Raw genomic sequence first — 21,862 nt, 5'->3', positions numbered from 1 at the left:
TCGCGTGCCCGCTGGTTCAATGGCCACATGGACCTGCTGCGCCACCTCCGGTTCTTCGTCGCCGTCGCGGACGAGGGCCATTTCGGGCGGGCCGCGGCGGCACTCGACATGACCCAGCCGCCGCTGTCGCAGGGCTTGCGGCGCCTCGAACACCATCTCGAGCTCGAGCTCGTCCACCGCACCACCCAGGGCGCCGTCCTCACCCCGGCGGGCAGGCAGCTGCTGGCTCGCGCCCGGCTCCTGATCGACGACGCCGATCGCCTGCTCGCCGAATCCCGGCGCATCGCCCAGCTCAGCGGCACCGTCCGCTTCGCGGCGACCACCGCCCTGCCCGACCGGGTGGTCACCGCCTGCGTCACCGCGTTGCGGCCCGAGGGCGGGACGGTGTCGACCACGATCGCCGGGACCGTCGACCTCGTCGCCGACGTGCGGGCGGGCATCTGCGACGTCGCGGTGATCGAACACCCGGCTTTGGTCGACGGCGTGGAGGCGGGCCCCGTCGTGAAACTCCCCCGTTGGCTGGTCGTGCCCGCCGGGCACCGGACCACCACCACCGAGCGCCCCACGTTCCCCATGCTCACCGGTTTGCATTTCGCCCACCCGCCGCGTCCGGCCAACCCGCCCGCACACGACGCGCTCCTCGATCTCCTGCGCGAGCGCGGCCTCGACACCCCGCCGCTCCCGGCGCCCGACGACCGCGCCGTCCTGGCGGCGGTGGCGGCCGGGACAAGCTTCGGCCTGACGACCACCGCGCCCACTCCCACGCCCGGTGTCGCGTGGCTGACCTTGGCACCGCAGTCGGTCGCGTTGCGGGTCAGGGTGATTCGACGCGCCGACACGCGTGGGCAGGCGGACGTACTGGATCGTGTGCTGTACCGGGAGCGGTTGCGGTGAGCAGATCGTTCGACATGCTCCGTGAGCGGTCGGCGGACGCGGCCACCGGGTGGGCGGTCGCGACGGCGGCGGACCGGATCCGGGCGGTGTTCGCCGACGCCGGGTGCAGCGGGTGGGTGCACGCGCGGCGGTGTGATGGTTCGGCCGCGGAGATCTCGGTCGGCGGGTGGGATCGCGTGGTGATGGCGTCGGCGTACAAGCTGCTGGTGTGCGTCGCGTTCTTCCGCGAGGTGGACCGGGGACGCATCGATCCGACGGACAGGCTCACCGTCGATCCCGCCGACTGCACGCCGGGCCCGACCGGCATTGCCGCACTGCGTGATCCGATCACGCTGAGCCGTCGCGATCTGGTGGCCTCGATGATGACGGTTTCCGACAACGCCGCCGCCGATGTGCTCCTCGGTGAACTCGGGCTGGCCGCCGTCACCGACTTGGCCGCCGAACTCGGTCTCACCGAAACCCGGGTGATCGGTGGCACCGCCGATCAACATCGCAGCCTCGTGCGTGACACCGACACCCACAGCACCGCCGAGGCTTTCGCGGTGCTGGCCGACAACGACGAGGCGTGGACCGTGTCGGCCTACGACCCCGCCTACGCCAGCGCGACCACCCCGGCGGACATGACCACGCTGCTGACCCAGCTCTGGTCGGGTCGGGTGCTGTCCACGCAGAGCACCGAATTCGTACGCTCGATCATGCGCGATCAGATCTGGCCACACCGTATCCGCGCCGCGTTCCCGCATCGCGATGTCGTGGTCGCGGGCAAGACCGGGACCATCGGGATCATCCGCAACGAGGTCGCCGTCGTCGAATTCGCCGGTGAGACACCGGTCGCCGTCGCGGTGTTCACCCGCGCGGCCCGCGCCGACCCCGACCTCCCCGTCGTCGACGCCGCCATCGGCGAAGCCGCGCGCATCGCCGTCACCGAACTACGTCGCCCCACCTCCTGACCTCCTTCTGGGCGACCGATGCCGCCACCGGAGTGTGGTGATCATGAAGTGACTGGGTGGGAGTCCGGGCGACGGCTTAGCATCGTCTGTCGTGGGTGGAGATTCCGGCTTCGGCCGAGCGAAAATTGTTGGGATCGTGGCGGGGGCGCTCGGTTTGTTGCTGGCGGTTCTCGTTCCGCTGCTTCCCGTGCATCAGCAGCGGGCGAGCCTGGACTGGCCGCAGGACGCGTCGTTGCAGGTCAGCGCACCGCTTGTGCACTACGTGCCGCTGAGCCTCGACGTGCGCATCCCGTGCAACGCCCTGCGAGGCTTCGCCGGGGGGACCGTCGTGTCGACCGTCCCACCCCAGGCCCCGCGCGCCGGTTCCAAGGGGCTCGTCGCCCGTATCGAGGACCGTCCCGACCTGGGCCGCACACTCTCGATGGTGTTGCGCGACCGGCTACTACTGAGTGTTCCGCTCGGCGATCTCCCCGTGGGTTCCGGAGCGCCGGGCGCCGATGGGCCGCCCTTGCCGTCAGCACCCGACGCACCAACCGGGGCGCCTGCGGGCGGACCCGCCGCAGGGCTGCCGAGCCCACCCCCCGGGGCACCAGCCGGAACGCCCACGGACGGGGCCGCAGGGGTCCCGACCCCACCCCCTGGCACACCAGCCAAAACGCTTACGGGCGCACCCGCCGCAGGGATCCCGAGCCCACCGCCCGACGCACCAGCGGGAGCACCCGCGGACAGGCCCGCGACAGGGGTGCCGAGCCCATCGCCCAGCGCACCTGGCGGAAGCGCGCCGTCGAGGGCACCTGGCGGTGACGGTGCGTCAGGCTCGGCGGACGGAAGTTGTGCGCTGGTCGTGTCTTCCGATGCGGGAAGTACTACCGCCGAGATCGTCGGGGTGACAGCGCGCGACGGCGTGGTGGTACGGACGGTTGTGCAGGGGGATGTGCGGCCGCAGGTTGTCGGGGTGTTCACCGAGCTGGATCGGGGGCGGCTCGGTGATGCGCGGTTGCATGCCGAGATCGACGCGCGGTTCTCGTCGAGCCCGAGTGGATGGAAGCTGGCGGCGATCATCGGTGCGGTGTTGTCCACGCTGGTGGCGCTGATCTGCTTGCATCGTGGCGATCTTCGCGACGGCAGACGGACGCGGCGGGTTCTGCCCGCGCGCTGGTGGCGGTTCGGCGCGGTCGACGTCACCGTGGCCGGGGTGCTGGTCGGATGGCACGTGATCGGCGCGAACAGTTCCGACGACGGGTACATCCTCACGATGGCGCGGTCCGCGCGCGAGGCCGGGTACACGGCCAACTACTACCGGTGGTTCCAGGTGGCGGAGGCGCCGTTCGGCTGGCCGTACGAGGTGCTCGCCTGGATGAGTCGGGTCAGCGAGGCCGGGGTGTGGATGCGGTTGCCCGCGTTGCTGGCCGGGCTGGTGTGCTGGTTGGTGCTCAGTCGGGAGGTGCTGCCCCGGTTGGGAATCACCTCGCATCGCTGGGCGGTGTGGACCGGTGCGCTGGTGTTCCTCTCGATCTGGTTGCCCTACAACAACGGACTGCGTCCGGAACCGCTGATCGCCGTCGGGGCCCTGCTCACCTGGTGCTCGATGGAGCGGGCGGTGGCCACCCGGCGGCTGCTCCCCGCCGCCGTCGCGGTGCTCGTCGCGGCGTTCTCGCTGGCCGCCGGTCCCACCGGCTTGATCTGTGTCGCGGCGCTGGTGGCGGCATCGCGTCCTGTTCTGCGCGGGATCGTCGACCGCTCGGGCGCCACCCCTGGCGGCTACGCGGCTCTGCTCGCGCCGATCGCCGCGGCGGGCACGCTCGTGTTGGTGGTGGTGTTCGCCGACCAGACCCTGGCGACCGTGCTGGAAGCCACGCGTGTCCGCCAGCTCGTCGGCCCCGACATGTCCTGGTTCGAGGAACGCACCCGCTGGGACACTCTGTTGTCGGTGAACCCCGACGGCTCCCTGGCCCGCCGTTTCGGCATCCTCGCCATGCTGCTGTGCCTGGTCGTCGGAATCCTCACCACCCTGCGTCGCGGATGGGTTACCGGCACCGCACGCGGGCCGGTAAACCGGCTGATCGCAATGGTTTTCATGGCATTGCTGCTGATGATGTTCACCCCGACGAAGTGGACCCACCACTTCGGCGTGTACGCGGGGCTGGCCGCCGCCCTCGCCGCCGTCACCGCAGTCGCGCTGACTCGCAGGACAATTCGAGCCCCGCACGTGCGGACGCTCTTCGCCGCGGCGGTGCTGTTCCTCCTCGCGGTGAGCCTCACCGGGTCCAACGGCTGGTGGTACGTCTCCGGCTACGGCGTCCCCTGGCCCGACCGTGCCCCGGTTCTCGGCACCGTCAGCCTGTCCACCCTCGCCCTCACTGCCACGGCAGCCACCCTGCTCGTGGCGCTGTACCAGTACTACCGCGAACGCCCCCAGGAGCACCGCACCAGCGTCCGCTCTTCCGACCACGACGCCATCGCACCGCAACCTGAACACCAGACACCTGTCGACGACGACCAGCCAAGCAATTCCGAGCTCGACAACCAGCGGAACTCGGCCGAGCACGCCGTGGAACCGCGAGCGGCCGAGGCCGACAGCAAGGCGTTGTCGGCGAAGAAGCCCACCGCGACCGGTCGTTTCATGATCGCTCCGATCGCGCCGCTCACCCTCGCAGCGGCGGCACTGGTGCTGTTCGAGGTCGGCTCGCTGGCTTCGGCGGCGATCTCGCAGTACCCCGCCTACTCGGTCGGCCTGTCCAACCTGCGCGCCCTCACCGGCAACCCGTGCGCCATGGCCGACGACGTCCTGGTGGAAACCGATACCGCCGACTCCCTCCTCACCCCGTACACCGGCACCCTCGCCGACAGCCTCGCCGCCGAGAACACCGGCTTCACCCCCAACGGCATCGGCAGCCTCACCCCCGACCCCGGCCCCGGCCAGTCCTCCGCACCCCCCTCCGGTTCCGGCCCCGGCGCCGCACCCGGTGGACCGGCCGGACCCCCACAGGGCGCCCCCGGCGCCGGAGCACCTGGTGGAAGTGTAGGACCCAGCGCCGACGCCCCGAGCGGCGCGGCGCCCGGCGGAGCGAATGGCGCCTCGTCCGGCGGGCCGACTGGTGCCGCGCCTGGCGGACCGGTAGGTGGCAGCGCAGGACCGCGTGGGGATGCTCGCGGCGCCGTGGGCGCTTCCGGTGGACCGAACAATGGTGCGCCCGGCTCCATGCCGGGGCCTGATAACGGCGCACCGACCGGAGCCGCGGGTCCCGGTAGCGGTGCGCCGAGTGGAGCCGCAGGGCCGGGCACCGGCGGGCCGACCGGAGGCGCAGCACCAGGAAATGGTGGCCTGGGCGGGGTCGGGTTCACCGGCGTCAACGGCAGTGGCGTGGCGTTGCCGTTCGGGCTTGCGCCGGAGCGGACGCCGGTGCTCGGGAGTTACGCCGTGGGCGAGCCTCGGGCCAGCAGGTTGGTTACCCAGTGGTATCGGCTGGATGGGGATGCGGTGCGGCGGGATTCGGCGTACCGGGTGCTGATTCTGACTGTCGCGGGGCGCATCGAGGGCGTGGGTCCGGATGGGTCGCGGATGCCGGGGCAGCGGCTGCGGGTGGAGTTCGCACGGGCGGCCGACGGGGCGTTTTCGCTACTGGGAGAGGCAGTTCCGCCGACTGTCGGTGGCGCACCCGGGTGGCGGAACCTTCCGGTCGGGTTGGACCGGGTCCCCGCGGGCACGACCGCCGTTCGCCTGGTCGTCGAGGGGGAACCGGACCCGATGCAGTGGGTGGCGCTCACCCCGCCGCGGTTGCCGAAGCTGGCCACGCTGAACACGATGGTCGGCACGGAGAACCCGGTTCTCGCGGATTGGCATGTGGGACTGGCTTTCCCGTGTCAGCGCCCGTTCGATCATCGGGCCGGGGTGGCACAGATGCCGATCTGGCGGATCCTGCCCGACAAACTCAACGCCCAGGTCTCCGAAACATGGCAGGGCGAAACCGGCGGTGGCCCCCTCGGCTGGACCGGCATGCTCATGCGATCGCAGACCATCCCGTCCTACCTGGCCGACGACTGGACCCGCGACTGGGGCGAACTCCAACGCCTCACCCGCCTGATCACCGCTCCCCCCGCCGAGATCACCGTCGAAACCGACTCCACCTGGGGTTGGTCGACCGCCGCACCGATCAGAACCAGCTGACCCGACGAACGCTCCGAAAACGAAAACCGCCGCTGCCCACGCGGGCAGCGGCGGTCGGGTTGCGCGAGAACCTACTTCGGCGGCGCACCACCGGCAGGCGGCTCCGCACCGGGCGCACCCGGCGGCGCCGCACCCGCGGGCGGCTTGGCACCGGCGGGCAGCGGCTTGCCGATGTGCGGCGCCATCTCCGGCATCAACCGGATGGCCACCTGCTCCCAGGTGCCCCAGTTGTGGATGCCGATGTCGGGAAAGTCGTAGGTGACGTTGGTGTAACCCAGTGCGGTGAGCCGCTTTTCGAACGAGCGGGTGTTGGCGAGGGCGATCGCCTCCAGCGGCATACCCTGGGTGATCGCATCGACGGACGACAGATCCTGATCGGCGGGCTTGGCGCTACCGGCCGAGATGTAGAGACGGGTATTGTTCGCGATCAGCTTCTCGGCGAACCCGTAGGGGTCCATCCGCCGCCACTTCTCGCTGCCCGCCGGTGCCATCGCCTCGATGTTGTATCCGCCGCTGGCGATCATCGCCGCCCCGAGCGCCTCCCGCATACCGGGCATCGACATGTGCAGATACCCCGACAGCGACCCCGCGTAGCTGAACTGCTCGGGGTGGTAGGCGGCCATCAGCAGCGCCGCGCTGCCGCCGCTGGACAGTCCGAGCACACCGTTGCGCGTCGCACTGAACCCGAGCCTGGACTTCAGCGCCTCGGGCAGCGTCTTGGTGATGAAGGTTTCCCACTGGTAGGTGGTGGTCTTGCCCTGGGTGTCCTCCCAGCCACCGATGGCCGACCCGGAGTCGGCGCTCGGCAGCATGGACCCGTCGGGATTGACCCCGTTGAAGCTGCTCGGCTGCTCCCAGTCGGCGTAGAAACTGGACTGCCCACCGACCGGCATCACGACGTTGATGTTGAACTTCGCCATCTGTGCCGGGATGGAGGTGTGCTTCTCCCAGCCGTTCAGGTCGTTCTCGGCGCGTTCACCGTCGAGCAGGTACACCACCCGGTCGGTGTTGCCGTCGGCCGCGCGCACGATGCGGGTGTTGATGGTGCCCATCGACGACTCGACCGCGAAGTCGATGGCGTTCGGATCGGCGTCGGCACCCGCCGGAACCGCCGCCCCGAACGGCAACAACACCGCCGCGGTGACCCCGATCAGGGTCCGCCGGACCCGCCCGGATCGGCGCGCAGGCGCCCCTCCCCCGTTTACGCCACGCATGATCGACCTTTCACTGACGCGGCCACGCCGCTCCCCACACGACCCGCCTCGCGGCGAGGTCCTGCCGGGCAGCATAGCGCGCCCGACCGCCCCCGGCACACATCGAATTACGGTGCGACGCAGCCACCTTCACCGGCCCGCGTTTTCGCCTCGGCGCCGCCGCCGATCCGGGCGCTACGCTGGTGGGGAAATTCGTGCCGCGACCCCGGCGGCCCCTGCAGAACGGGACCCCGTGAAGCTCGCTGTACGCCTGATGTTCCTGCTCATCCCAGCCCTGCTGCTGACCCTGCCCTGGTGGACGCTGGTCTGGGCACCGACCGGCGGCACCGGAACGCTGTTCTGGATCGGCACCGCCGTCGCCGCGTTCCTCGTCGTCTGCCTGCCGGTGGCGATGTTCCTCGGGCACGGCCCGGCCCAATCCGACCCGGCGGTGATCCTCGGCGACGCACTGCTCGGCGTGACCTGGGTGTTCTTCGCCTGGTCGGTGCTCGGCGTGTTCGCCCGTGGCGCGCTGACGGTGATCGGTGTCGACGATCCGGCCCGTCCGGTGGCCGCCGCAGTGGCGATCACCGCGCTCGCCCTCATCGGCTGGGGTCTGTACGAGGCGCGGCGGGTGCCACGGGTGCGCACCGTCGACGTGGACATCCGCGGCCTCGCCCCCGGCCTCGACGGCCTGCGGCTGGTCGTGGTCACCGACACCCACTACGCCGCGCTGAACCGCGTGCGCTGGTCGGAGAAGGTGGTCGACGTGGTGAACGGCCTCGAACCCGATATCGCTTGCCACGCCGGTGATCTCGCCGACGGCTCGGTCGCGAAGCGCCAGACCCAGGTCGATCCGCTCGGCAAGGTGGTCGCCCCGCTCGGCCGCTTCTACATCACCGGCAACCACGAATACTTCGGCGACGCGCAGGGCTGGATCGACTACATGGCCGACCTCGGCTGGCAGCCACTGCACAACGAGCACCGCACTCTCACTCGCGACGGCGACCGCCTCGTCATCGCGGGTATCGACGACCCGACCGGTCGCGGGCTCCCCGGTCACGGCCCCGATCTGCCCGCCGCCCTTGCCGGTGCCGAACCCGACCTGCCGGTGGTGCTGCTCGCCCATCAGCCCAGGCAGATCGCCGATGCCGTCGCCGCCGGGGTGGCGCTGCAGATCTCCGGGCACACCCACGGCGGGCAGATCTGGCCGTTCCACTACCTGGTCCGGCTGGAGCAACCGGTGGTGGCGGGGTTGAGCAGGCACGCGAACAACACTCAGCTCTACACCAGCCGCGGCACCGGGTTCTGGGGCCCGCCGTTGCGCGTGTTCGCGCCGAGCGAGATCACGGTTCTCGTGCTCCACCCGGAGTCGACCGGTGCCGTCAGCGGTGCGGCTGGGTGACCTCGCTCGGCAGCGGTCCACTCATCGCCACGCCGGAACCGGTCCAGGTGTAGGTGATCGACACCGGCCCACCCTGCGGTGCCGCGAACGGTTCGTCACCGACGAGCCACTTGTACTCGACGGTCACCGCGTTGCCGTTCGCCCCGGCGACATAGGTGAAGGCGTAGGCCTCCGAAGTCGCTGTGCCCAAGTACTTTCCGTCGTGAAAGAACATGATGTGAATCGGCGCGCCCGCCGAGTTGCCACCGACGGCACGCACCCACAGCAGCTCACCACAACTGCCCGGTGCGTCCGCCGAGGCCTGCGACGCGGCCCAGCCGTCGCCGAGCCGGGCAAGGGCATTGCGCACCCCGGTCGAGCCTGGGTCGATGCACCGGCCCGGGCCGCTGATGTCATCGACGGGTGGCGCGACGACCGTTTCCGCCGGTGCGGAGGGCGCACTCACCGACGGAGTTCCCGCCGACGGTGCGCCCGCCTCCGGTTCGCCTGCCGACGGTGCGCCCGCCTCCGGCGTAACAGTCCGCTCCACCGGAGGTTCCACCGACACCGACGGCGCGCCGGTGACCGAGGTCGTCGGTCGAGCAGTCACTCCGTCGTCCCCCGTGCAGCCCGCGACCAACCCCGCCGCCACTGCCATCAGCACACTCATCCGAACTGCGTTCTTCATGGCTTTCCTCGATTCCGAGTCCCCCGCACGCTCTCGCGCGGACAACGATTCCATCGAGACACCCTCCGGCCTCGTTAGGCGAAAACCGTGGATCAGCACCCTAGGGTGCGATATTCGCACCCTGCTACCTCTCATACCTAGATCTGCTAGGGTCATACCTAATGGTTCTAGGTATAGGAGTGCTGTGCGCATAGACAAAGACCTGGTGGCGGCCTCGGCCACGCCGCTCGTCCTCGGCATCCTCGCCGACGGCGAGTCCTACGGCTACGCCATCCTCGAACAGGTGAACACGCTGTCCAACGGCCGCATGCAGTGGACCGACGGCATGCTCTATCCCCTGCTGCACCGTCTGGAACGGCTGGGCTATGTGTCCTCGACCTGGCGCGTGGCCGACAGCGGCCGCCGCCGCAAGCACTACCTCATCACCGCCGCGGGCCGCGCCGCCCTCGCCGAGCGCCGGGCCCAGTGGACCGTCGTCGCCGAAGCCCTCGACCAGGTCTGGCGCGGCATCAATCAGCCGCCGACCACAGCGCGGGGGTGGGCGTGATGGAAGCCGAACTCGACGCCGCCGTCGATCTGTGGCGCGGCTATGTCCAGCGGCACCGGGTGATCTCGGTGTCGGATGTGGACGAGATGGAAGACCATCTGCGCGAACAGGTCTCGACGCTGCGGGACGCGGGACTCAGCAGCGAGGAGGCCTTCCTCGTCGCGGTCAAGCGGATGGGGAACGTGGACTCGATCTCGCGCGAGTTCGCCCGTGCGCATTCGGATCGGCTGTGGAAACAACTGGTCCTGATGCCCGAAGACGGTGGGCGCGAGAGCAATCGGGAGCTGATGGTGGTGATCGCCATCGCGCTCACCGCCGGTCTCGCGGTGAAGACCGGGTTCTCGTTGCTGCACGACGAGACCCTCGGGCTCAACGTCAGCCTGCTCGTCCTCCCCTTCCTCACCGGCTATTTCGCGTGGAAGCGGCAGGTGAGCGCGGCCGTCGCCGTCGCCTTGGTCGTACCGTTCGTCCTGGCGGCGCTCGTGCTGAATCTGTACCCGTTCGAGGACGGCGGTTCGACCGTGGTGCTGGCGGGCATCCACACCCCGATCGCGCTGTGGCTGGTGGTCGGCCTCGCCTACGCGGGCGGCGACTGGCGGTCGGACCGACCCCGCATGGACTTCATCCGGTTCACCGGGGAGTGGTTCGTGTATCTCACGCTGCTCGCCCTCGGCGGCGGCGTGCTGACGGCACTCACGGTCGCCGCGTTCGAAACCCTCGATTTCGACATCGAACCGATCATCACCGGGTGGATCATGCCGTTCGGCGCGGCGGGCGCGGTGATCGTCGCCGCGTGGCTGGTCGAGGCCAAACAGAACGTGATCGAGAACATCGCCCCCGTCCTCACCAGAGTGTTCACGCCGCTCACCATCCTGATGCTGCTGGCACTGCTCGGCGCGTTCGTCACCACCCGCAGTCTCACCGGCATCGACCGTGACTTGCTGATCCTGATGGACCTCATCCTGGTCCTCGTTCTCGGCCTGCTGCTGTACACGATCTCGGCCCGCGACCCATTGGCTCCGCCCGCGCTCTTCGACCGTGTCCAGCTGGTGTTGGTGGTGAGCGCCCTGATCGTCGACCTGATGATGCTCGCGGTCATGGCCACCCGAATCGCCGAATTCGGCTCGAGTCCCAACAAGGTCGTCGCCCTCGGCATGAATGTGGTGCTGCTGGTGAACCTCGCCTGGTCGGCCCATCTGAGCGTCCGGTTCCTGCGCGGCCACACCCCGTTCACCGCGCTGGAGCACTGGCAGACCCGCTATCTGCCGATCTACGGTGTCTGGGCGGCGGTGGTCGTGGTCGCCGTCGGGCCGATGTTCGCGTTCGCCTGAAGGTTTTCACAAGAAATCCACTGGACCGACCGTGACAGGATCGGTCCGTGCTGTTGACGATCTCCACGACCATCTCCCCGGCGACCGATCTCGGGTACCTGCTGGTCAAACACCCCGACCGCGTGCAGTCGTTTTCGACCACCGGCGGCACCGCGCACGTGTTCTACCCCCGCGCGGACGCGCACCGGTGCACGGTGGCGCTGCTGCTCGAGATCGACCCCGTGGAATTGGCCAGACCGGCCAAGGGCCAGCACAACTCGACCCTCGGGCGCTACGTCAACGACCGACCGTACGTGGCGTCGAGCCTGCTGTCGGTGGCATTGGGGAAGGTGTTCCGGTCGGCGCTCAACGGCACCAGCCGGGAACGCGCCGAGCTGGCGGGCACCGCGATCCCGCTGGAGATCGACCTACCCGCGGTGCCGTGTAGAGGTGGCGGCGAGATCGTCGAGCGGCTGTTCGCGCCGCTGGGCTGGCAGGTGTCGACCACCACCGCACCGCTGGACCCGCAGTTCCCGGACTGGGGCGACTCGCCCTACACCGGGGTGCGACTCACCGGCACCGTGCGACTGGCCGAGGCACTGAACCACCTGTATGTGCTGCTGCCGGTGCTCGACGACGCCAAGCACTACTGGGTCGACGCCGACGAGGTCGACAAACTGTTGCGCGCCGGTTCCGGCTGGCTCGGCACCCACCCCGACCGCGAACTCATCGCCCGCCGCTACCTGGCCGGTCGGCACTCGCTCACCCAGTCCGCGCTCGAACGTCTACGCGCGGCCGACGACCAGCTCGAACCCGAAACCACCGAGGACGCCGTCGAACTCGTGGAGGCCGCCGAGCGCCGGACCCCACTGGTGAAGCTGCGTCGCGACGCGGTGCTGGCCGCGCTCGCCGAGACCGGCGCCACCCGTGTGCTCGACCTCGGCTGCGGCCCGGGCACGCTGCTGCTCGCGCTGCACGCCGACCAGCGATTCACCGAGATCGTCGGCGCCGATGTATCGAGCGGCGCCCTCGCGATCGCGGAGCGACGCTTGAAGTTCCACCGCATGCCCGACCGGCAGCGGGCCAGGATCACCCTCGTCCAGTCGGCACTGACCTACCACGACGACCGGCTGCGCGGTTTCGACGCGGCCGTGCTGATGGAGGTGATCGAACACGTCGACGAAAGCCGTCTGCCCGCCCTCGAACGCGCCGTGTTCGGGCACGCCGCGCCCGGCGCGGTCATCGTGACCACACCTAACGTCGAATACAACGTGCACTACGAGACCCTCGACGGGCACCGCCACGACGATCACCGATTCGAGTGGACCCGTGCGCAATTCGCCGACTGGTCCGCCCGCGTGGCGGCCACGTTCGGCTACACCGTCGACATCCGTCCCGTCGGCGAACTCGACCCGCGCACGGGCTCCCCCACCCAGCTCGCCCTCTTCCGTAAGGCCGCCTGATGAACATCGACCTTCCCGAGCTGTCGCTCATCGCCCTCGTCGGCATCTCCGGTTCCGGCAAGTCCACCTTCGCCCGCGACCACTTCAAGCCCACCGAGGTGCTGTCCTCGGACTTCTTCCGCGGCCTGGTCGCCGACGACGAGAACGACCAGAGCGCGACGAAGGACGCCTTCGACGCGCTGGACCACATCGCGGGCATCCGGCTGCGTGCCGGTCGGCGCGTCGTCGTCGACGCCACCAATGTGCAGAAGCACGCCCGCGCCGAATTGGTCGCGCTGGCCCGCTCGTTCGATGTACTCCCCGTCGCGATCGTGCTCGACACACCGGAATCGGTGGCGTGGGAGCGCACCCGGGCGCGCACCGATCGCACCTTCGAACGGCATGTCCTGCGTCGTCAGAGCCAGGAGCTGCGGCGGTCGCTGCGTCAGCTCGGGCGCGAAGGCTTCCGCAAGGTGTTCGTGGTGAGCGACCCGGCCGATGTCACGGTCACCTACGAGCGGGCCTGGAACGATCGGCGCGAACTCACCGGGCCGTTCGACATCGTCGGCGACGTACACGGGTGCCGCGCCGAACTGGAGTCCCTGCTGGTCGAACTCGGCTGGGAGCTGGTGCGCGACGAGTGCGGGCGCCCGGTCGACGCCACCCATTCCGAGGGCCGCCAGGCCGTTTTCGTCGGCGACCTCGTGGACCGTGGACCGGATTCGCCGGGCGTGTTGCGGCTGGTGATGGGCATGACCGCCAACGGTCACGCCCTATGCGTGCCCGGCAATCACGAGCAGAAGCTGCTGCGCGCATTGCGCGGTAAGCAGGTGACGGTGTCGCACGGGTTGGCCGAAACGCTCGAGCAGTTGGAGCGGGAGACACCGGAATTCGTCGACGAGGCGGGCCGGTGGATCGACAAGCTGGTCAGTCACCTGCGGCTCGACGGCGGACGTCTCGTCGTCGCGCACGCCGGGCTCAAGGAGGAATACCACGGGCGCGCCTCCGGCCGGGTCCGTGACTTCTGCCTCTACGGCGAATCCACCGGCGAGACCGACGAATACGGTTTGCCGGTGCGCTATCCGTGGGCGCGCGACTATCGCGGTTCGGCGATGGTGGTCTACGGGCACGTCCCGACACCGAAGGTGGAGTGGGTCAACAACACCGTCTGCCTCGACACCGGTGCCGTCTTCGGCGGTGAGCTCACCGCACTGCGCTACCCCGAGAAGACCTTCGTCGCCGTACCGGCCGAGCGGACGTACTACGAGCCGGTGAAACCACTGGTGGCCGAACCGGTTCGGGACAACGAGACCCTGAATCTGGCCGACGTCACCGGGCGTAGGCACGTGCGCACCGACGACGGCACGGTCATCATCGATGCCGAGAGCTCGGCGGCCGCACTCGAGGTGATGAGCCGGTTCGCCATCGATCCGCGCCTGCTGCTGTGGTTGCCGCCGACCATGTCGCCGCCGTCCACGTCGTCGGTGGAGGGGTATCTCGAATACCCGACCGAGGCCTTCGCCGACTATCGGGCGGCGGGGGTGGACACGGTGGTGTGCGAGGAAAAGCACATGGGTTCGCGTGCCGCGGTGCTCGTGTGCCGCGACCAGGTCAGTGCCACAGCACGTTTCGGCGTCAGCGACGGCACCGGCGCGATCTACACCCGAACCGGGCGCTCGTTCTTCGCCGACGCCGCCCTCACCGAAACACTGCTCGCCCGAGTTCGGTCGGCCGCCGCGACGCTGTTCGACGAACTGGACACCGACTGGCTGCTGCTCGACTGCGAACTGCTGCCGTGGTCGGCCAAGGCGGGTGGCTTGATCCGCACGCAGTACGCCGCGGCGGGTGCGGCCGCACGTTCCGCCCTGCCCCCGGCACTGTCCGCCCTGGACGCGGGCATCGACCGTGGCCTCGACCTCACCGCGCTGCGTGCGCGCACCGCCGACCGCGCCGCGAACGCCGACGACTTCACCACCGCCTACCGCCGATACTGCTGGCCCACCAGCGATCTCGACGGCATGGCGCTGGCACCGTTCGCCCTGCTCGCGGCCGAGGGCACCACCTTCGCCGACCGCGATCACGGCTGGCACCTCGACATCTGCGACCGCCTGGTCGCCGCCGACCCCACCACCTTCCGAGCCACCGACCGCCGCGTGGTCGACCTGTCCGACCCGTCCGCCGAAGCCGATGCCACCACCTGGTGGCTGGACCTGACCGGCGCGGGCGGCGAGGGAATGGTCATCAAGCCGTACGCGGGCCTGTCCGCCCGCACCAACGGCAAACTCGTCCAGCCCGGCATCAAGTGCCGCGGCCGCGAATACCTGCGCATCATCTACGGCCCGGACTACACAGCCCCCGAACACCTCTCGCGCCTGCGCGACCGCAACCTCAACCGCAAACGCGGCCTCGCCCTGCGCGAACACAGCCTCGGCCTGTCCGCCCTGACCGCCGTCGCCACCGGCGAACCGCTGTGGCGGATCCACGAGCTCGTATTCGCCGTCCTCGCCATGGAATCGACACCAACCGACCCCCGCCTCTAGGACCCGCCCCGCGCATTCCCGGCGCTGCCGTGGCGATGTGGCAGGCGGCAATTCATCACCTGCGCGGGATGGGTCCGGTGGCGGTTTTGTGGCAGGGTCGCAGGGGTGCCCGCGGAGCCGCCGTAGGTGCGTCAGAACTGTTGAGAGATCAGAGAATTGACTGAGTTGGATCCGTTTCCGTTGCCGTTCCGCACTGCTCATGTGTCGGTTCTCGCGCCTGCTCGGACTGTGCGCGAGCTCGAGATGATGCGGATGAGTGCGAGTATCCGGGCGAAGCCGGAGTGGTATCGGAAGTATCAGGATGCCGAGATCGTGGCGCGGTGGTCGCGGGAGGCGGCCGAGCAAGGCATGACACAAGCGCAGATCCGGTATGTGCTCGACGAATTGGAGTACTACGACGACTTGCGCGACGCGGAGCGCGGGATCGAGGTATCGGCTGTCGACGGGGTGTGGCAGTCGGACTCGCTGATCGACGAGGATCTGCGCAAACGGTTAGCCGAGGCGGTGCGGGTGCTCGAGGACGTGCCCTCGACGGAGTTGGATTGGCATCCGGGTTCCGACGAACAGGTGCTCGACCTGGTGCACCCCTCGATGTACTGCCTGGTGCGTGGTGTGAGCGTGCCCGAGGACGCACCGTGGCCGGTCCTGGACAAGAAGGACGAGCGGGCCTCGCTCTCGAAGCACTTCCAGTGGTTGCCCACCGATGTCGAGGTCGGCGACGACGGTTCCGTCGCGTTCCTGTCCTATGTGAACAATGTCGATCCGGAACGTCACCAGGAGCTCGCCGCAGTCCTCCCCGAGATCTTCGGCGCGACACTGCCGCTGCTGGAGAACGTGCTCACCGACCTGCGCGCACCGAAACGGGTGCGGATCGAAGCCGACCCGTTCAGCTGGTACGGCGACACCGAACCACAGCCGCCCGAAGACGATGACGACGACGCCGCCGAGGAAGCCTACGAGGAAGCCATGGAGAAGTGGTGGGAGGAACGCCGACCCACCATCCCGGACGCGCCCGAATTCGAACGACCCGAACGCGACGCCACCCGCGCCGTCACACTCGGCGGTCGCCGATTGCAGGTGATCGTCAAGCTCGCCAACATCCACCTCACCCCGGACAAGCCCGACTATTACGGCGGCTCATGGCATGTCGAGGCGATGCTCAACGAACGCATCGTCGCCACCGCCATCTACTACTGGGACAGCGACAACATCACCGAATCCCTGCTCGGTTTCCGCACCGCCATCGACGAACCGGAGTACGAGCAGAACGACAACAACGGGGTGAGCGACGTCTACGGCCTCGACGACGAGGACCCGCTCAACCAGGAACTCGGCTCGGTCCGCACCACGACCGGTCGCTGCGTGGCCTTTCCGAACATCTACCAGCACCGCGTGGCACCGTTCCGGCTCGACGACCCGACCCGCGAAGGGCACCGCAAGATCGTGGCCTTCTTCCTGGTCGACCCGTCGGTCACCATCACCTCGACGGCCGACGTGCCACCGCAGCAGCCCTGGTCACCCACCTCGACGATGACCAGGGCCCAGGCCGAGGGCTTCCGTGAACAGCTGATGCACGAACGCAAGTTCTTCGTCGACGAACACAACGAGGAGTACTTCGAGCGCGAGTTCTATCTCTGCGAGCACTGACCTACTTGACGTGGCCGCCCACCTGGTTCAGGTGGGTCAGCGCCTGCCGATAGGACTCGAAAAGGCCGGTCTCGCAGTAGGGTACGTCGATTTCGGCACAGAATTCGGCGACCATCGGCTGGGCCAGTCGCAGGTTGGCACGCGGCATCGACGGGAACAGGTGGTGTTCGATCTGATAGTTCAGGCCGCCCATTCCCAGGTCGACGAGGAAACTGCCACGCACATTGCGCGACGTGAGCACCTGGCGGCGCAGGAAGTCGGTGTTGTCACCTTCGGGCAGGACCTCCATCCCCTTGTGGTTCGGCGCGAAGGTGGACCCCATGTACAGCCCGAACAGACCCTGCTGAATCGCGATGAACGCCAACGCTTTACCCGGCGACAGCACGAGGAACGCCGCGGACAGCACACCGATGAAGTGGGCGGCGAGCAGCGCACCCTCCCAGACCCGGTTCGCGATCGGCCAACGGAACACCGCGACAACGCTCTTCCAATGCAGGCTGCCACCTTCGAGCAGCAGCAGCGGGAAGAACAACCACCCCTGGTAACGGAAGATGAAACGGCGCCAACCTTTTCCGGCTTGCGCCCGCTCACCGGAGAACGCGAGCACACCCATCGCGTCCGGATCCATCCCCTCGGTGTTGGGGTGGGCGTGATGGCGCGCGTGATTGCTGGTCCACCAACCGATGCTCAGCCCGATCGCGAGGTTGCCCGCGATCAACCCGTACAGGTAGTTGGCCCGCCTGCCCGCGAAGATCTGCTTGTGCCCGGCATCGTGGCCGAGGAATGCGATCTGCGAGAACACCAGCGCCAGAAACGCCCCGGTCAGCAGCGTCCACCAGGAGTCACCGATGACGAAGAACGCCGCCCAACCCGCGATGAGAGCCGCCGCTGTGAACGCGGTCTTCCACCCGTAATACCGCAACCGCCGGTTCAGAAGACCCGCCTCCCGGACACGACGCAACAGGACCGAGAACTCACTGCCACGCACGGGGACGACGTCAGACGCTATAACCACCGGACAAGCATGGCGCATCCGCCCGACCAGCGGGTGAACGGGTTGCAGATCGGAGTGGAAACGCCGCCTCAGGCACCGGGCAGACCGTCGAGGAACCGCCGGATCCGGGCAGCTTCGCCACTGCCGGTGGTCGCCAGCCGCAGCAACCGCAGGTCGTAGCGTCGGCAGATCTCGTCCTTCTTCCGGTCCCTGCGCTGCTGGTCCGGATCCGCCTCGTGCGTGCGGAAACCGTCCACCTCCACCGCACCGACGAACTCGTTGGTGATGCGGTTGTAGAAGACGAAGTCGAACGAGGACCGGTCCCTGACGAATTTCCGCAGTTCCGCGTCGAGCGGGGCCAGATCGCGGGGAAACACATTCTGCAGGTACACCTGGCAGTGCACGGCCAAATGGTCACGTCCGGTCTGCGCGAGCACCTCTTCGAGCGTCGCGAGCGCGATGTCCTCCGACGGCCACTGCGTGCGCCCCCAGCCGATCATCGGATGCGCGCGCCGCCGCTCGTTGAGTTCGGTGTAGAGCAGGTCGAAGATCGACACCAGATCGCTGTCGATCACACCGTGGCGGCGGTCCCGGTACCGAACGTAACCGAACAGGTCGCGCAGGTGTCGACTGCCCGGCAGTTCGGACGGATGGGTGACGAGAACGAACTGGCGCATCGCCCGGGAAACGGCCACATTGATCAGCTTCGGGTCGTCGGCGAACTTCAGTCCGGCGCGGCCGCTGTCGGTGTCGTCGAGCACGGTGGTCATGATGATCGCGTCCTTTTCGCGTCCCTGGAACTTGTGCACCGTGTCGGCTTCGATGGCCGCGATCAGGGCATCGGCCGCCTTGTCCGCCTGGCGGCGATACGGCGTGGTGACCCCGATCTCGTGTGGCGCGAATTCGCCTTCCAGCCAAGGGATCACCTCGTGGCGGATCACGTCGATCTCCCGCTCGTTGCTGCGGGCCTTGGAGCGGGGATCGTCGTCGCTGTGGGTCCGGCGCATGTGATTGCCGGGGACTGTGCGCACCAAGGACATGGCGTTGATTCCCGGCGTGCTGCTGGTGTACGGAATCAGGTCGCCTCGGTAGAACTTGCGGTTGCAGAACTCGATGATGTCGGGGTCGCACCGGTAGTGCTCGCGCAGCAATCGGCGGGGCACGCGATCGCCGTAGCGTTCGATGATCGATGCGAGCACGCTGTTGCGGTAGTCGAAAACAGGATCGGGCGCGGGCGGCAGGCCGTGGAAATCCTTCGTGACGGGCGGCAGCTGTGCCAGGTCGCCCACCACGATCACCGTGCGGGCGCAGGCCAGCGCCGGGGCCACGGTCACCAGGTCGACCTGGGAGGCCTCATCGATGATGAGGTAGTCCAGCAGTGCCGAGGGACCGATGCTGTTCTGCAGGGAGTGGCAGGTGCTCATGATCAGCGGGTAGTCGCGCGTGAACCGGTCGAAACGCTTCCGGTAGCGAGAGTCGTAGACGGTGCGGTTCATGGCCCGGTACCGCTCGAACAGGGAATCTCGCAGCAGCCGACGCGACAGGCTCGCCTGTTCGGCCATCAGTTCGTCGAACCCGCGGGCCGCCAACGCGGTGTCGAGCTGTTCGACTCGTCGTTCGAGTTCGGCGATCTTCTTCTCGTAGTACAGGCGTTGGATGCGCAGCACCACGTCGATATCGTCGGCGTCCACATGGCGCAAGGCGCGATATCGGAAGTAGCGGTTCATCACGTCGATCGCGCGGCCGACGCCGCTGTCGCGAATCCATCGGGGATCGGTGTCGGCGATGAAGTCGAGCAGTTTGCGCGCGCTGTAGCGGGTCAGCAGTGGCAGGTTGTCGGCGTCCGGGACCTCACGGTCGTCGAAATAGGACTGGAAGTGCCGCTGTTCCAGGCGATAGGCGTGCAGTTGGGCGCGGACCTCGGCGCGGAGCCGATCCTGCTTCTGCAGGTCGGTGAGTCGCCGGTTCACCGTCACCAGTTGGGCCGCGGCATCGGTTTCTTGTCCTCGCCCGGCACGGATCAGCGCGTCGACCTCCGCGTTGCGCTGCGGCTGCGCGGCGAAGAATTCCTGGCGTTTGACGTAGTTGCCGAGGTTGGCCGCCACCATCCCGAACCGTTCCCTGGTCAGCTTCTCCACCACGTTCTCGACGGCGGAGTTGCTGAAGGAGACGACGCCGACCGTGGCATCGGGTGTACAGATCACCGAGGCGATGATGTTGAGGATCGTCTGCGTCTTCCCGGTGCCGGGTGGGCCTTCGATCACCGAAATCGGGTATCGCAGAGCGTTGTTCACGGCCTCGCTCTGGCTGATGTTGGTGCGGAACGGGTACAGCGGAATCGGTGCCCGCTCATCGGGTTTCGGCTCGATCGGGGTGTTCTCCAGCAGGCGCGCCAGAGCGCTGTCCGGGTGGATGAACTCCAGGCTCTGATAGTTCCGCTGGAGCAGCACCCCCGCGTCGTCGGTGTGTTTTCCGGCCACTGTCCGCCAGTAGCCGAGCACGTCGCGGGACGCCGGGGACAGTGCCGTTCGCACCTGAACCTGATCGTCGCGGTAGGCGTGCCAGGTTCCCGCGCGGGTCAGCACATGCCACCACGAACCGGTTTCGGGCGGGCCCGCGAAAATGTACGCCTCGACGGCGTCCGTCGGGGAACCGTCGACGAAAACCCGGTCGTGCGGGCCGAATCGCACCGGCCGGGGACTGTGGAGCACCGTCACCCGGTCCCACCCGTACCGGTAGGGGCCCGACGTGCCGAACCACACCACCGCCCGGTCGTGTCGCGGCTCGAAAGCGGTGATCTGCGGTGTCTTGTCCTCGACAAGACCGTTCGTGGTCCCCCGAATTACTATCGCCGTCGCTCGCGGATCGAGCATCGCACCCCCCTCGGTACCCGAACGGCGATTCTACAAACCGCGACTGCGTCCCGGCTTCTGTTGCGACGCTTGACTTTTGATCATCGAGCCCGGCCAGCTCAGACGGACTGGTCGACCAGGTGGGCGTTCCACACCGCCGCGGCTTCTTCGTGGGAGTCGACGCCGGAAAAGAAGACGTCAGCCATCGCGTGGTAGTCAGGAGCATCGAAACCACTGGTCTCGATGAACTTCGGGCGATACACAGCGAACCCCTGCGGGCTCGTGTGCGGCCGATAGGGGACGGCCATCTTCAGCGACCGCCGGTGTGGTCCGTATTCGACGGCGTCGATGATCAACGCGTCGACGCGGCCGCTGGGCAACCGCAGGAAGGCATCGACGACCAGCGCGGCATGAACCCACCCCGGCCGCCCCGCCCGCAGCTCCTCGGCCCCGAACTGCGCGGCCTCACCGACATCGTCGAATCCGAAGCGGACGATACCCTTCGCTCCGTCGGAACCCACGTAGCCGATCAACGGAACCAACAACGAGGAGTCGCTCACACTCCAAACCCCATGCGCACCAGCAAATCCCGCGATCTCAGCAATCTCGTACACACTGGGGAGCCTAGTGGTGGGTCACCCTCGAAGGTGACGGAGTTGCTTCACGCTCGCTCCAGCACGGCGAACGGAATCGTGGCTTCGACGGGTTCGTCGAGGAGCAGGACCCTACGGTGGACGGTGTGCGCCCGGCGGCCCATCGGAACCTACGAGCCGTGGCGAAACGACAAAAGGCCCGGCTGAAAAGCCGGACCTTTTGTGTCGGGTGGAGCTAAGGGGACTCGAACCCCTGACCCCCACATAGAGCGTCATGAGTTCATCGGTCCGGACAGGATCGGTGTGCGGAGCCCAACCCGAACGAGTAGCCCAGCGCGGCGACCGCCGTAACCGGATCGGCAAATTGACGTACTCGCGAATCATGCTCGGTCGCAATGGAAGTCCGACGCATTGATCGCAACTTTCTGCGGGGGCCAAACCGCGCGGCACCTCTCCGCGGGTTGCCCCGAGACCAGCAGCAGACACTCGGCCCATCGCTGATCGTTGGTCAGAACGTCAAATCCCCCGCCGAACGACAGGAAAGCGGCCCGGTTCCCCTCGCCGAGATCGTCAGGAGCAAACGAAGGGGGCTGACCAGCACAAAGAGTGAAACCCACCGACGGCGCCACCTTCAGTTCTCGAACAATCGCCTCTCGGCAA

Annotated in this window: 14 protein-coding genes and 1 pseudogene; 10 read left to right on the top strand and 5 right to left on the bottom strand. The window is 68.2% G+C overall.

Going from position 1 to position 21,862, the window contains the following annotated elements:
* Window positions 1-27 precede the first annotated feature (27 nt).
* The 4 genes and pseudogenes from NC7_RS19915 (at window position 28) to NC7_RS19905 (ending at window position 6,012) form a co-directional block, all read left to right on the top strand.
* Window positions 28-894, top strand: a complete 867-nt coding sequence (locus tag NC7_RS19915) for a LysR family transcriptional regulator (protein WP_067985324.1) — start codon at window positions 28-30, stop codon at window positions 892-894.
* 14 nt (window positions 895-908) lie between these two features.
* Complete coding sequence (locus tag NC7_RS19910) at window positions 909-1,844, top strand: serine hydrolase (RefSeq protein ID WP_067985459.1); 936 nt, start codon at window positions 909-911, stop codon at window positions 1,842-1,844.
* Window positions 1,845-1,935: 91 nt separating this feature from the next.
* Window positions 1,936-2,298, top strand: a pseudogene (locus NC7_RS30560) (arabinosyltransferase); the annotation flags it as partial.
* A gap of 18 nt (window positions 2,299-2,316) precedes the next feature.
* Window positions 2,317-6,012, top strand: coding sequence for an arabinosyltransferase domain-containing protein (locus tag NC7_RS19905; protein WP_444980001.1), 3,696 nt, complete (start codon window positions 2,317-2,319; stop codon window positions 6,010-6,012).
* A 71-nt stretch (window positions 6,013-6,083) separates the two neighbouring features.
* Here the strand turns inward: NC7_RS19905 and NC7_RS19900 are convergent, their stop codons facing one another.
* Window positions 6,084-7,226 carry an alpha/beta hydrolase gene (locus NC7_RS19900; protein ID WP_236573497.1) on the bottom strand — a complete coding sequence of 381 codons (1,143 nt, stop codon included), beginning with the start codon at window positions 7,224-7,226 and terminating at the stop codon, window positions 6,084-6,086.
* 253 nt (window positions 7,227-7,479) lie between these two features.
* Here NC7_RS19900 and NC7_RS19895 point away from each other — a divergent pair, with 253 nt between their 5' ends.
* On the top strand, window positions 7,480-8,610 hold the full coding sequence (locus tag NC7_RS19895) for a metallophosphoesterase (protein WP_067985452.1): 1,131 nt from the start codon (window positions 7,480-7,482) through the stop codon (window positions 8,608-8,610).
* Here the strand turns inward: NC7_RS19895 and NC7_RS19890 are convergent.
* On the bottom strand, window positions 8,591-9,277 hold the full coding sequence (locus NC7_RS19890) for an LppP/LprE family lipoprotein (protein WP_159372882.1): 687 nt from the start codon (window positions 9,275-9,277) through the stop codon (window positions 8,591-8,593). The genes NC7_RS19895 and NC7_RS19890 overlap by 20 nt on opposite strands.
* A gap of 184 nt (window positions 9,278-9,461) precedes the next feature.
* On the opposite strand from NC7_RS19890, the gene NC7_RS19885 reads away from it, so the two are divergent.
* From NC7_RS19885 to NC7_RS19865, 5 genes are all read left to right on the top strand, one after another.
* On the top strand, window positions 9,462-9,824 hold the full coding sequence (locus tag NC7_RS19885) for a PadR family transcriptional regulator (protein ID WP_067985319.1): 363 nt from the start codon (window positions 9,462-9,464) through the stop codon (window positions 9,822-9,824).
* Window positions 9,824-11,155, top strand: a complete 1,332-nt coding sequence (locus NC7_RS19880) for a permease prefix domain 1-containing protein (RefSeq protein ID WP_067985449.1) — start codon at window positions 9,824-9,826, stop codon at window positions 11,153-11,155. Before NC7_RS19885 ends, NC7_RS19880 begins: the two co-directional genes overlap by 1 nt.
* 47 nt (window positions 11,156-11,202) lie before the next feature.
* Entirely contained in the window at window positions 11,203-12,597 is a 1,395-nt protein-coding gene (locus NC7_RS19875) for a 3' terminal RNA ribose 2'-O-methyltransferase Hen1 (protein ID WP_067985317.1), read from the top strand.
* The gene (locus tag NC7_RS19870) at window positions 12,594-15,116 is read left to right on the top strand and encodes a polynucleotide kinase-phosphatase (protein WP_157102095.1); all 2,523 of its coding nucleotides are present in this window, start codon (window positions 12,594-12,596) and stop codon (window positions 15,114-15,116) included. Before NC7_RS19875 ends, NC7_RS19870 begins: the two co-directional genes overlap by 4 nt.
* Before the next feature lie 156 nt (window positions 15,117-15,272).
* Window positions 15,273-16,763 (top strand): DUF4246 domain-containing protein, encoded by a 1,491-nt coding sequence (locus NC7_RS19865; protein ID WP_067985313.1) that lies wholly within the window; start codon window positions 15,273-15,275, stop codon window positions 16,761-16,763.
* Window position 16,764: 1 nt separating this feature from the next.
* On the opposite strand, the gene NC7_RS19860 is transcribed toward NC7_RS19865, so the two are convergent.
* From NC7_RS19860 to NC7_RS19850, 3 genes are all read right to left on the bottom strand, one after another.
* Complete coding sequence (locus NC7_RS19860) at window positions 16,765-17,778, bottom strand: fatty acid desaturase family protein (RefSeq protein ID WP_236573493.1); 1,014 nt, start codon at window positions 17,776-17,778, stop codon at window positions 16,765-16,767.
* 68 nt (window positions 17,779-17,846) lie between these two features.
* The gene (locus tag NC7_RS19855; protein ID WP_067985309.1) at window positions 17,847-20,630 is read right to left on the bottom strand and encodes a DEAD/DEAH box helicase; all 2,784 of its coding nucleotides are present in this window, start codon (window positions 20,628-20,630) and stop codon (window positions 17,847-17,849) included.
* Window positions 20,631-20,728: 98 nt separating this feature from the next.
* A complete protein-coding gene (locus NC7_RS19850; RefSeq protein ID WP_067985307.1) occupies window positions 20,729-21,169 on the bottom strand; it encodes a hypothetical protein in 441 nt (146 codons plus the stop codon).
* Window positions 21,170-21,862 lie beyond the last annotated feature (693 nt).

The organism is Nocardia caishijiensis NBRC 108228 (assembly GCF_001612825.1).
In the GTDB taxonomy this organism is placed as follows: domain Bacteria; phylum Actinomycetota; class Actinomycetes; order Mycobacteriales; family Mycobacteriaceae; genus Nocardia; species Nocardia caishijiensis.
This window is presented reverse-complemented; position numbering and strand designations above follow the sequence as displayed.